11 protein-coding genes and 1 pseudogene are annotated in these 12,844 nt (G+C 36.1%); 3 read left to right on the plus strand and 9 right to left on the minus strand.

All coding sequences use genetic code 11. The features are described from left to right. Positions 1 to 8: 8 nt before the first annotated feature. The 4 genes and pseudogenes from ACFSQJ_RS08030 to rpsF all read right to left on the minus strand — a co-directional run bounded on the left by ACFSQJ_RS08030 (position 9) and on the right by rpsF (position 4,421). Positions 9 to 3,215, minus strand: a pseudogene (locus ACFSQJ_RS08030) (TonB-dependent receptor). A 102-nt stretch (positions 3,216 to 3,317) separates the two neighbouring features. Then, the gene (gene rplI / locus ACFSQJ_RS08035; RefSeq protein WP_377766431.1) at positions 3,318 to 3,770 is read right to left on the minus strand and encodes a 50S ribosomal protein L9; all 453 of its coding nucleotides are present in this window, start codon (positions 3,768 to 3,770) and stop codon (positions 3,318 to 3,320) included. 13 nt (positions 3,771 to 3,783) lie between these two features. Continuing rightward, positions 3,784 to 4,080, minus strand: coding sequence for a 30S ribosomal protein S18 (gene rpsR / locus ACFSQJ_RS08040; protein ID WP_377766432.1), 297 nt, complete (start codon positions 4,078 to 4,080; stop codon positions 3,784 to 3,786). A gap of 2 nt (positions 4,081 to 4,082) precedes the next feature. Further along, complete coding sequence (gene rpsF / locus ACFSQJ_RS08045; RefSeq protein ID WP_377766433.1) at positions 4,083 to 4,421, minus strand: 30S ribosomal protein S6; 339 nt, start codon at positions 4,419 to 4,421, stop codon at positions 4,083 to 4,085. Positions 4,422 to 4,668: 247 nt separating this feature from the next. Here rpsF and ACFSQJ_RS08050 point away from each other — a divergent pair, with 247 nt between their 5' ends. Further along, the gene (locus ACFSQJ_RS08050; protein ID WP_377766434.1) at positions 4,669 to 5,361 is read left to right on the plus strand and encodes a LytR/AlgR family response regulator transcription factor; all 693 of its coding nucleotides are present in this window, start codon (positions 4,669 to 4,671) and stop codon (positions 5,359 to 5,361) included. Here ACFSQJ_RS08050 and priA read toward each other — a convergent pair whose 3' ends face one another. The 4 genes from priA to nadC all read right to left on the minus strand — a co-directional run bounded on the left by priA (position 5,362) and on the right by nadC (position 10,104). Beyond that, on the minus strand, positions 5,362 to 7,818 hold the full coding sequence (gene priA / locus ACFSQJ_RS08055) for a replication restart helicase PriA (RefSeq protein ID WP_377766435.1): 2,457 nt from the start codon (positions 7,816 to 7,818) through the stop codon (positions 5,362 to 5,364). Between the two features lie 6 nt (positions 7,819 to 7,824). Next, entirely contained in the window at positions 7,825 to 8,190 is a 366-nt protein-coding gene (locus ACFSQJ_RS08060) for a DUF2147 domain-containing protein (RefSeq protein ID WP_377766436.1), read from the minus strand. Positions 8,191 to 8,251: 61 nt separating this feature from the next. Next, the gene (locus ACFSQJ_RS08065) at positions 8,252 to 9,244 is read right to left on the minus strand and encodes a YihY/virulence factor BrkB family protein (RefSeq protein WP_377766437.1); all 993 of its coding nucleotides are present in this window, start codon (positions 9,242 to 9,244) and stop codon (positions 8,252 to 8,254) included. Between the two features lie 2 nt (positions 9,245 to 9,246). Continuing rightward, positions 9,247 to 10,104: a carboxylating nicotinate-nucleotide diphosphorylase gene (gene nadC / locus ACFSQJ_RS08070; protein WP_377766438.1), complete on the minus strand. Its 858-nt coding sequence runs from the start codon at positions 10,102 to 10,104 to the stop codon at positions 9,247 to 9,249. A gap of 91 nt (positions 10,105 to 10,195) precedes the next feature. Here nadC and rlmH point away from each other — a divergent pair, with 91 nt between their 5' ends. Further along, entirely contained in the window at positions 10,196 to 10,669 is a 474-nt protein-coding gene (rlmH, locus tag ACFSQJ_RS08075) for a 23S rRNA (pseudouridine(1915)-N(3))-methyltransferase RlmH (protein WP_377766439.1), read from the plus strand. After that, complete coding sequence (locus ACFSQJ_RS08080) at positions 10,662 to 10,853, plus strand: hypothetical protein (RefSeq protein ID WP_377766440.1); 192 nt, start codon at positions 10,662 to 10,664, stop codon at positions 10,851 to 10,853. Before rlmH ends, ACFSQJ_RS08080 begins: the two co-directional genes overlap by 8 nt. Before the next feature lie 38 nt (positions 10,854 to 10,891). Here ACFSQJ_RS08080 and serA read toward each other — a convergent pair whose 3' ends face one another. Beyond that, the gene (serA, locus tag ACFSQJ_RS08085) at positions 10,892 to 12,784 is read right to left on the minus strand and encodes a phosphoglycerate dehydrogenase (protein WP_377766441.1); all 1,893 of its coding nucleotides are present in this window, start codon (positions 12,782 to 12,784) and stop codon (positions 10,892 to 10,894) included. Positions 12,785 to 12,844: the final 60 nt, after the last annotated feature.

A 12,844-nucleotide genomic window follows, 5' to 3' on the forward strand; every position in this document is an offset into this window, starting at 1 on the left:
TATTATTCTTAATAAAAAATATATCGAACACCAACTTGTGCCTGCCATCTAGAAAGTAATCTAGTATCAGCAGAAAAAGTATTTACTCTATTTGGATCAAAAGTGAAAGTAGGTGTATTAGTATCATCAACCGTAACACCTAATAACTGATCAAAATCTTGACGCTCTACAACTCCCCAGTTAGAATTAAACAAATTTCCAATATTAAGAACATCTAAACTTAATTGAAACTTATTTTTATCATTTACCTTAATGTCTTGAAGCACTTTCACATCCCAACGTCCTCTCCAAGGAGCCAACGCTCCATAACGCTCGGCATATTGACCTCTTCTGCCACTTAAATAATCATCTTGTTGAATAAACGATTCAAAAGCTTCAGCCTGGCCAGCTCCACTAAAGTTCATCTGCCCAATTTCACCAGCAGTTGGAATGTATAATAGATCATTAATGCTAGAACCATCATTATTAATATCACCTCCATAGATGTAATTAAAACGTCCACTTTGAGCATACTCGAAGAAAGATGAAATTGTTGTTCCTGTTTTAAATGCTTTAGAAATTACACCAATAATACGGTGCTTATCTCCATAACGAGAATTAGATAATACATCTCTATTTGCATTACCAACAATAGCATTACCAGCAAAAGCGTCTCCAGTAATTTCAGCATCAATAGAATTAACTTCTCTTGCATCTAAATAGCTATATGCTAACTGAGTATATAAACCACTATCAAATGTTTTTTGCAATTTTAAAGTTGCATTCCAAATTCTCCCTTGATCAGAATTTGTAAAAACAAAAGCACTTGTTGGACCTCCAAATAATTGAGATTTATCTGAATTCTCATAAACAGCCCTGTTATCTGGACCCGTTAATGTTCCAGACGGGGCCCCTAGACCCCAATTCTGCACATGAGCAGCATTTATATCTTTTGTATAGGATAAATCGGCTGTTAATACAATTCCATTGTCAAAACGCTTATCTAGACCAAGGTTTGTTCTCCAAACTTGCGGCCATTGGAAGTCTGGATCAACTACTTGATAGAAAAAGAAATCCGTTCCTTGTACTTGGTTTCCTAACCAAACAAATGGAAAACGACCAGTAAACAAACCTGAGCCGCCTCTTAATTGTACAGATTGGTTCCCTTTAATATCCCAGTTAAAACCAACTCTTGGCGAAATCAACCAATCATTGTTAGGCTATTGTTCGGAATCAATGTTTATTGTTTCATTAGTATCTGGGTCAAAATATGCAATGTCGGGTGCATATGTGCCACCCTCGGCTAGCGTTCCTCCTTTTCTTTCAATATTTTCTCCAACTAAATTAGCCGTATCAAAATATAAAGGTCTATCAAACCGAATACCATAAGTCAATTTAAAATTCTCATTAACATCCCATTGATCTTGCAAATAAAAAGATAACTGTCCGACATTGGTTTCAGCCAAAGACCAACCACCTGGGGTGCCATCTGCAAATTGATTATTATTGTTTGCTGTTGCAATGGCTGCATCAAATTGAGATTGATAATCAGCAACTAAAGCAGCTTCCCCAGCAGCATCTAGATTTCTAAAATCCGCTATAGAATTTGATGGGAAGAAAACTCCTCTTGCACCATAAAAACCCAAATTAAATGAATTATCAAATTGAAATTTTTCAAAAGAAAAACCAACTGTATACGTATGGTCACCTACAAAAAAGTTCAAGTTATCAGTAACCTGAAAGACTTTTTGGTCTAGCCTATTATTAATAGAGAATGGTTCATGACCTGCAATGATATAGTTAGAACTTCCTGTTTCATCTAAAATAGTAATACTAGGTGCAGGTGTAGAAAATGGATTTCTAAAATCATCAAAATGAGTATAACCAATTTGCAACTTATTTGTAGCCTCATTACTAATAGTACTGTTTAATTCTGCTTGTATAGATCTTATGTTGTTATTTATTTCATAACCAGCATTTTCAAACTGTAATGTTTGAGTACTTGGTCCACGGAAAGTAATTGCATCTCGGTTAGCTGGTAATCCTCTAGAGGCATTTAAAAAGTTATAAATCACCGCTAAACGGTTGTTGTTGTTAATATTCCAATCTAGCTTAACAATTCCTTTTGTAGATTCTTGATTAAAATTAAATCCTGTAATTGCTCCTGGATTATAAAATACATTATTTCCTTGAGCATCTTGACCAATAACAACTTGCCTTAGAATATTATCAACCAGCTGTATATCTGTTTGCGTAACTCTAGATGTGCTTATTCCTGGTTGACCAACACCGCTTGGAACAAAACCATCGGTACCAAGTTCTGTTAAATCATCTTTCTCAAAATTTACAAAAAAGAACAATTTGTCCTTAATTATTGGACCTCCGAGACTAAATCCATATTGTTTTTGCTCTAGACCTGTCTTGGTAACATCATCTCCATTAATTTTACCACCAGTTAAGTCATCATTTCTAAAAAAACCATAAGCAGTTCCATAAAAATTGTTTGTACCACTCTTAGTAACAGCATTTACAGAAGCACCTGTAAAACCAGACTGTGTAACATCATAAGGTGCTGTGGTTACTTGTATTTGATCTATGGCTTCTATAGAAATTGGAGTCGCATTAGTTTGACCACCAGGCTGTGCTGCATCTAAACCAAAAGGGTTATTAAAAATTGCACCATCCAAAGAAAAATTATTGTATTGATCGTTACGACCACCAAAAGAAAGACCTGATGCTCCTGAAGAAGCAGCTGGCTCTAATCTAATAAAATCATTAGTAGATCTTGAAATTGTAGGTAAACGAACCAAATCTCTTCTACTAACACTTGTTTCGGCACCAGTTCTATCGCTTCCAAAAGTACCAGACTGATCGGATACGACTACCACTTCGTCTAATTGTTGACTATCCGGCACCAATGCTATATTATAATTAAAGGTTTTACCTAAAGAAAGGAAAATATCATCCTTAATTACAGTTTTATAACCTACATAGGAGATAGTGACCGAATAAGGCCCACCAACTCTAAGGTTAAGTAGGTTATAACGTCCTCCATCGTTAGATATAGATCCAAAATTTGTGCCTGTTGGTGTATGAACTGCAACTATATTAGCTCCAAATAAAGGCTCGCCTTGTTCATCAACTACAGTTCCTCTAATATTAGAGGTAGTTACTTGAGCAAAAGCCGATGATACAAGTACCAATAGCATAGCCGCCAGAAGTGATTTTTTCTTCATAATGTTCTGAGTTAGATTATCTTAATAATAAGGCAAAATAAGGCAAAAAAAAAGAGCTATGCAGGCATAGCTCTTCACAAGTTATTAACTTATTCTTAATATTTATTTTGCTTCTGCGATGACTTCAAAAGGGAAATCAACAATAACTTCTCTGTGTAATCTTATCTGCGCATTATAAGGTCCTACTCTTTTAACGGTACCACCTTGAATACTGATAAACTTTTTATCAATAGCTTGGCCAGACTTGTCAAGAGCTGCAGCTAAATCTATGCTTGTTACCGATCCAAACAATTTATCACCAGCACCTGTCTTTGCTGGAATCTTGATCTCTAACTCTTTAAGAGCATTGGCAACCTTTTGAGCCTCATCGATTACTTTTTTCTCTTTGTGCGCACGTTGCTTTAAATTTTCTGCTAAAACTTTTTTAGCTGACGGGGTAGCCAATGCAGCTAAACCTTGTGGAATTAAGAAGTTTCTTCCGTAGCCGTTTTTAACGGTAACCAAATCATCCTTAAAACCTAAATCTTGTACATCTTGTTTTAATATAAGTTCCATTTTTCCGTCTTTATTATTTTAACATATCACCTACGTATGGCATCAATGCCAAATGACGTGCACGCTTTACCGCTTGTGCAACTTTTCTTTGATACTTTAATGAAGTACCTGTTAACCTTCTTGGTAAAAGTTTACCTTGTTCATTAACCAACTTCATTAAGAAATCTGGGTCTTTGTAATCGATGTACTTAATACCAGACTTTTTAAAACGGCAATACTTCTTTTGTTTTGACGTCTCTATATTTAAAGGAGTAAGATATCTAATCTCGCCATCCTTTTTTGATTTTGCTTGTTGTTGTAATGTTGACATGGTTACGCCTTAGTTTTAAGTTTTGTTCTTCTTCTCTCTGCCCAAGCAACCGCGTGCTTGTCAAGTTTTACAGTCAAGAAACGCATAATACGCTCATCTCTTCTAAATTCTAACTCGTAAGGACCTATGGCCTCACCTGGAGCTGCAAATTCGAATAAATGGTAAAATCCACTTTTCTTGTTCTGTATTGGATAGGCTAATTTTTTAAGCCCCCAATTTTCTTTGGCTACCATTTTGGCACCACTCTTAATTAAGAAATCTTCAAATTTCTTAACTGTTTCCTCTATCTGAGTATCAGATAAAACGGGATTCAAAATGAAAACAGTTTCGTAATGGTTCATATTATATATTTATTTAAGGAGCGCAAAAGTAAACATAATTGTTTCTATTCACAAGAAATCTGAAAAATGTTCGTTATAAGTGCAAACATATCAATAACAGTTATTAACAATTTGAACCATAAACAACCCTACATCACGTCTATTACCAATTACACAACAGATTATGCAATGTTTACATCTTTTGTTGCATCTCATCGTGTTTTTTATGTAATTTGCCGATGATTTAACCCCACAAATCACCCCATTTATGAAACTAAAAAGTATTATTGTAGATGACTCTTCGATGCAGCGTATGGCTGTCGCAAAGTTAGTCAACAATCACCCACATCTTGCATTAGTGGCAGAGTATAGCAACGCTATCGAAGCCAAAAACGGCCTCAAGAATAATGAGGTTGACTTAATCTTCTTAGACGTTGAAATGCCTATTATTAGTGGTTTTGACTTATTGGAAGCTTTGGAGAATCCACCTCAGGTTATTTTAATCACCGGTAAACCGGATTATGCGCTAAGAGCATTCGATTATGACGTTACCGATTACCTACACAAACCCATTACACTTGCGCGTTTTGAAGCCTCTGTTAAAAGAGCAGTGTCAAAATACGAGCAAATCCACAGAGTTGATGAGGATGAGGAGCATATCTTTGTAAAGAGCAACCTTAAAAAACGTAAGGTTATCCTTAATGACATCAAATGGATAGAAGCCCTTGGTGATTATATAAAATTAGTTACCGATGAAGCCAATATTGTTATTCTTTCAACAATGAAATCTTTTGAGCAGCAATTGCCTGCCGAAAAGTTCTTAAGAATACACAAATCTTATATTGTTAATCTTGAGAAAATCGAGAAATTCAACAGTAAGAATGTTGAAGTGGGGGGAAGACAAATACCTTTAAGCAGAAACAAAAAGACAGAGCTTGCAGAAGCACTGGCAAACGTATAGTTAAATGTGGTCTACATTGTAGATTACCTTAACACTCTTATATTGTGAAATAGCATTAAAAGACTTTTCAATTCTTTTAATGCTATTTTTTGTTTGGGCCACCGGCTTTTCTTTTTGCACCTTTAAAATAATGTTCTTAAGATATAAGCGTCTAATTCTTGAAACTACTGGAAATTCAGGGCCTAAAACAGTGTCTTTTAACACATTTCTTAAAGAGTTTGCAAACCATTGCGAAGCTTCGTTCAGTTTGTTGTAATCTTTATCTTTAAGGGTAATTTTGATGATTCTTAGCTCTGGTGGGTAGTTATACTGCTCGCGTTCGTAAATCTGTTCTTCATACATTTTTTCATAATCCGTACTGGATACTTGCTGTAATATTTGGTGATAGGGATTATAGGTCTGTATTAAAACCTTACCTCTCTTTTTTGTCCGTCCTGCCCTACCTGCAACTTGGGTCAATAATTGAAAACTGCGCTCGTGCGCTCTATAATCTGGAAAATTCAGCAAACTATCGGCGTTCATGATACCGACAAGGCTTACATTTCTAAAATCGAGCCCTTTGGTAACCATTTGAGTACCTACCAAAATATCCATTTCTTGCTGTTCAAAAGAAGTAATTATCTTTTCATAAGCGTATTTACCACGGGTAGTATCCAAATCCATACGACCTACTTTAGCTTCAGGAAAAAGTATCTCTAATTCTTGCTGCACTTGTTCCGTTCCAAATCCCTTTTTATCTAAAGTACTATTACCACAAGCTTCACAGGCCAATTGTAGAGCCATATGATAACCGCAATAATGGCATCTAAGTTGATTCTTGAACTGATGATAGGTCAAACTCACATCACAGTTCGGACATTGCGATGAATGACCACAAGTGGTACACTCTATAATCGGCGCAAAACCACGTCTATTTTGAAATAGTATTATTTGCTCACCTTCATTTAGCGCTTCCGATATCGTTTCTTGTAAACGTTCTGAAAAATGACCTTTCATACGTTTTTTACGGGTAGCTTCCTTAATATCGACCAATTCTATTGCTGGCATCAAAACATTACCATAGCGCTGCTTCATTTCTGCCAAACCATATTTACCTTTTTTTGCGTTTTTATAGCTTTCAATGCTTGGCGTTGCAGAACCCAGAACACATTTACAATTCTGAAAATTTGCCAATACTATGGCAGCGTCTCTCGCATGATAACGCGGAGCTGGGTCGAACTGTTTAAATGAAGACTCATGTTCTTCGTCAACAACGATAAGACCTAGATTAGAAAAAGGTAAAAACAAAGCAGACCTTGCCCCTATCACAATCTGGGCTTTCTCTTGGTGATTTAATACATTGTTCCAAGTCTCAACACGTTCATGTATACTGTATTTTGAATGGTAAACCGCTACTTTATTTCCGAAATAAGCCTGTAACCGGTTGATAAGTTGCGAAGTCAGTGCAATTTCAGGCAGTAGATAAAGTGCTTGTTTACCTTCACTTAGAACCTGCTCTATTAATTTAATGTATACCTCGGTCTTACCCGAAGAGGTTACCCCATAAAGCAGGCAAACCTTATTGTCTTGAAAACTGTTTTGTATTGTTTTAAAAGCTTTTTTTTGCTCGTTATTTAGGTTTAGTCGCCCCTGTATTTGACCAGAACAGTCATAACCAACCCTATCTGTTTTAATCTGATACTCATCTAAAATCCCTTTAGTAATAAGGGATTTTATAACGGCTTTTGAACCTCCACTCTCTTTCTCTAAGTCTGTAACTTTAATAGGTTTTTTTGTTTTGGCCTGTAATGAAAATAGTGAAAGTACAACCTGACTTTGTTTAGGAGCCCTTGTTAAACTGTTCAGTAATTCCTCTAATTTTTCTTCTGAATCATACGCCTCGCCTAAACGCACATACCTGACCAATTTAGGTTTGTACTGCTCGTAAATCTCCTCTTTTAGCTGGATTGCCCTTTTTTCGACAAGTTTGTTTACTAGCGGAAGTACATTTTTCCGGTCAACAATAGCTACAATCTCACTAATTTTTAAGGCAGATTGATGTCGAAGGGCTTCTAAAATCAAGAATTCCTCATCCTTTAATTGCAATTCGTCAATTTCCTCTATTCTATTGGGCAAAACTAAGGTCTCACTCTCCAATAAAAAGGCAGAAGGCAAAGCACTGCGCACTACTTCCCCAAGGGTACACATGTAATAATCGGCTATCCACTGCCAATGTTTTAATTGAACAGCGGTAACAATGGGCCTATCGTCTAAAATTTGATGAATTTCCTTTGGTTCATAAACTTGAGGAGGGGAATTATGAATTCTGTAGACCAGAGCAGTATAAATCTTTGATTTTCCAAAAGGAACGGCAACACGCATACCCACTTTTAAAAAATCTGATTCCTGTTCAGAAATTTTATAGGTAAAAAGCTTCTCCAAAGGAATGGGAAGCACAACGTCTATAAAATGTTCCATGTTAAACTATTCTTGAAACCTAAGCCAAGTTTGTGTGCGATATAAAAAAGCGAGATAACCTCTGACCTTCAACTTATCCGGGTCATCTGGGTCTAGCCATATTTTGCCTCGAAAAGTCATAGCTTGTTCTGGGTCAAAAAGTTTTTTACCCTTATAAACCCCTTTATCGGTCTCTTTGAATGAAAAAATAATCTGCATTCCCTCAACGGGTTTATCCTTCAATTCTCCTTCACATTTAATACAAAGGGCATTTTCCTTTCCTTTTTCCAATATTTTAAGCACCCTGCCCTGCAACAAACCATCTTCTTTATAAAGTTCTACGATAGCTTTGGTAATTCCGTTTCTGTCATCAATAGTTCTCCATTTGCCCACAATGCTTTGTGAGGAAAGAAATTGAATATTAAGGCATACAATTACTAGGCTAAAACAATGTCTAATTCTCAATTTTTTCTTCTTTTAAGTTTCTAGCAACACTTTTTCTCATAGAAGACAATGTTGCATTTAATTCAAATCCTAATAGCAGAATATTAGAATTAAGCCAAATAAACACCATTAAAATTAATAATCCTCCTAAAGCGCCATACAATTCATTGTAACGGGCAAATTTTTCAACATAAACTCCGAATAAGTAAGAGGTTAAAACGAACAGAAGTGTAGTCATTAAGGCGCCGGCTGAAAAAAAGCGAGCTTTTCTACCTTCTACGGTTCCGAAATAATAAAGTATGGCCGTTGTTATGTATGAAAAGAGCATAAAGAATAAAACCTTTGCAACCTGTATACCTAGGTAATCACCTTCTTTTACATCATATCCATATGCCTTTCCAAAATATTCTGAAGTGTACTCTACAACGTAAAATTCAACATAAACAAAAACAACCGCCCCTACTATCAACAAAATTGAAAGTAAAAGACCCACCATTAAAGCATAGATATACTGCCTAAAAAAATTTCGCGTCAATTCTATATGATAAGAATTTTCAAACCCACTAAATATGGCGTTCACTCCATTCGCCACTAAAAAGATAGAGATGATAAAAGCTGAGGATAAAAGACCTCCTCTTTTTTGGTCCTTTATTTGTTGATAGATATCACTAAAATAATCACTGGTTGCAGAGGGCAGAAAAGATTCTAAAAAAATAAGGAACTGGGCGTCAAAACCTTCATTTCCGGCACTCACATAAGGCACCACAAAGGGGATTAGGGTAACAAAAAAAATCATAAGCGGAAAAAGCGCCATAAAAAGGCTAAATGCAATGGAACTAGCCCTTGTAGATAAGGTGCCTTGAACAATGCCGACAATGTAAATTTCAATTAAATCATAAAGCGAAAGACCTTCGAAAGCAGGTAGTTTTACCTTTTTAAGTAAACGCACCAGTAAATTAATAACCGGTATTTTATCTAGTCTTTCCTCTATGGATTCAGACATTTTTAAACGGCTTTTAAGCTAAGGTCCATATTATAAACAGAATGGGTTAGGGCCCCAGAAGAAATATAGTCTACTCCACATTCTGCATAAGCTCTAATGGTCTTCTCATTAATACCCCCAGAAGACTCGGTCAAACACTTGCCGTTAATTAAAGCAACGGCTTTTCGAGTGTCTTCGTAATTAAAATTATCGATTAAAATTCTATAAACCCCATCAGATGCTATAATCTCTTTTATTTCTCCTAAGTTTCTAGCTTCAACAATAATTTTTAAATCCCTTCCGGTTTCCTTTAGGTAAGCCTTGGTCTTGTTGATTGCTTTGGTCAATCCACCAGCAAAATCGATATGATTATCTTTCAACATTATCATGTCATATAAAGCGAAGCGATGATTTTCTCCTCCCCCAATCTTAACGGCCCATTTTTCGAGAGCTCGAATACCCGGAGTTGTCTTTCTGGTATCCAAAATTTTAGTACCCGTACCTTTCAAAAGCCCAACAAAAAAATTCGTTTTAGTGGCAATAGCACTCATTCGCTGCATTGCATTTAAAACCAAACGTTCCGCTTTTAAAATACTTTGTGAACTTCCGGAGACATAAAAAGCAATATCTCCATGTTCCACCATATCGCCATCTTTTAAAAGTTCTTCTATTTTTAGATTTTCATCAACATATTTAAAAACTTGTTTTGCAAAATCAATACCTGCTATCACACCTGTATCTTTAACCAAAAGCTTAGCTTTACCTGTGGCGGAATCAGGTATACATGCTAACGAACTATGGTCTCCGTCACCTACGTCTTCGCGAATGGCATTTGCAATAATTAACTGCAGTTCTTTATTAAATTGTTCTTCTGAAATCATTGTTGCAATCGAATTTGAGCTAAAATACTAAAAACGGAATCGAAAACAGTGTCGCATACAAATACTACTTTTGAAAAAATAATAAAAGTCTGTGACCATAAGATTAATCGCCATAGGAAAAACTGATAATACGGAATTGCAAAACTTAATTGCAGATTATGTGAAAAGACTTGGTCATTACATTAAGTTTGAGCTGGACATTATTCCTGACCTGAAAAATGCCAAAAACCTCTCGGAAGAACAGCAAAAACAGAAAGAAGGAGAGCTTATTCTCAAAAAAATCACCACTTCTGATGTTCTTGTATTATTAGATGAAAAGGGAAAGCAATTTTCAAGTAAAGAATTCGCTAACGTACTACAAAAGCGTATGAACAGCGGGATTAAAAAACTAATTTTTACAATTGGCGGACCTTATGGGTTTAGTGATGAGGTATACTCAAGAGCCGACCAAAAAATAAGTCTTTCTAAAATGACCTTCTCGCACCAAATGGTACGCTTATTTGTTGTCGAACAAATCTATAGAGCTTTTACTATTCTTAGAAACGAACCCTACCATCATGATTAAATTTATACTTATTATTATAGTTGGGGCTTTTTTCGTTTGGATAGCTAAAAAAAATAGAAAGAATGCGAATGAAAATGCTCAGGTCTCAAACGCTAAATATTGGATATGGTTTGTTGTCGGGTTACTGTATATTGGGGTTGGATTCTATTACTTGGTGGGAGCTTTAATTGAAACGACCAAATAATTTCAATCCCTTGTAATACCCAACCCATTTAATTCCTGCTAATAAAGTACCCTGAACTTAATCGTGTGTTCAACACTTTTTAAGGCCTTAATCACTTCTTTGTTATATTCTTTATCTAAATCTGAAATTACATAACCAACCTCAGGGTCTGTAGAAAGATACTGCCCGGTAATATTCATTTCGTATTTCGCCAAAACCTCATTGATTTTTGCCATTACGCCAGGTACATTCTTATGAATATGTAGAAAACGATGCGCCTTATTTTGTTTTGGTAATCGAATGTTGGGGAAATTTACAGCATCGACCGTGTTACCAGAATTAATATAATCCATAATTTTATTGGGCACAAAGTCGGCAATATCACGCTGTGCTTCTTCCGTACTTCCTCCAATATGAGGGGTAAGTATCACATTTTCTAAACCTTGCAATTCAGTTGTAAATTCACCATTTGCCCTAGGCTCTTCTGGGTAAACATCAACCGCGGCACCTCCAAGCTTACCGCTTTTAAGTGCATTTGCCAAGGCCGGAATGTCTACAACAAAACCACGAGCAAGATTTATTAGAATTGCCCCATCGCGCATTTGGTTAATTTCTCGTTCACCTATAAAATTCTTATTTGCTTTGTTGTCATCGATATGAAGGGTAACCACATCGGAAACCGACAACAAATCTTCCAGGGAGCTGCATTTTATAGCATTTCCTAAAGCTAATTGGTCTGCGACGTCATAGTAATATACTCGCATGCCAATGGCTTCGGCCAAGACAGAAAGTTGTTTGCCAATATTTCCATAACCTACAATTCCTAAATTCTTGCCTCGTACTTCTTGAGAGTTCAATGCAGTTTTAAACCATTGTCCCCTATGAATTTCAGAACTTCGCGCAAATATGCTTCGTTTTAGCATTATAATTTGGCCAATTGCCAACTCTACCACCGACCTGGTATTACTATATGGTGCATTAAAAACAACTACGCCTTTCTTTTTTGCCGCTTCTAAAGCGATTTGCGTGGTACCGATACAAAATGCCCCAACAGCCAACAATTTATCGGCAGCTTCCAATACTTTTTCGGTCACCTGAGTCTTCGAACGAATACCCAGTACATGTACTCCTTTAATGCGCTCAACAAGCTCCTCTTCAGGAATGCTATGCTTTACCAATTCTACAGAGAAACCATCTTCCGATAGATTTTCAAAAGCATCTGGATGCACATTTTCCAACAAAAGAATTTTTATTCTGTTTTTAGGGTATGATACTTTTCTTGGTAAATCGTTCACAAATAAAAATTCATTAAGGTTAGGAGTAATAAAATCGGCATTTTCTGTAGCTTTCTCACGATGAACGTTTTCGGTATAGGCGAAAAACTTATCTGCTATACCTGCCTCTCGCATGACATAATCACTATACCCATCGCCAATAACCTGAACTTCACCGTCAAGGTTCAAAGTTTTTAAGCATTCTATCTTACCATTATGTGAAGAGAGTACATTGGTTTCATCAAAACCTACAATGTTTCCATCTTCGTCAAACTTAAAGGTATTGGCATACACACGTTCTGAAGGAATATCATAAGCTGCAACTATGGGGTCAATAAACTCTTTAAACCCACAAGAGATCACATAAATATCATCAGCATATTCTTGAAAAAACTCTTTGTTCTCCTCAATGGATTTGGAGATTTTCTGCTTTAATTCCGAAACAAGGCCTTCTAAATCATCTTTATGGGCGTTTAGTAACTTAATTCTGCGCTCCAAAGACTCTGTAAAAGAAATGTCACCATCAATACCAAGATTGGTAATATCTTGTATTTCTTTTAGTACTTCATCTTTGTTGGCTTTATTTCTAAGCGTCATTTCCGCCAATACATCCAGGGCTTCGACACGAGTTAAAGTGCTATCAAAATCAAAAACATATTTCCTTCCTTCCTCAACCATTATTGCTGACAATTAAAGGCTAAAAATAAACATTAAATCCAACGGGGGATTTGAACCTTT

Origin of the sequence: Croceitalea marina, from assembly GCF_042684265.1 — a bacterium.
GTDB classification, from domain to species: Bacteria; Bacteroidota; Bacteroidia; order Flavobacteriales; family Flavobacteriaceae; genus Croceitalea; species Croceitalea marina.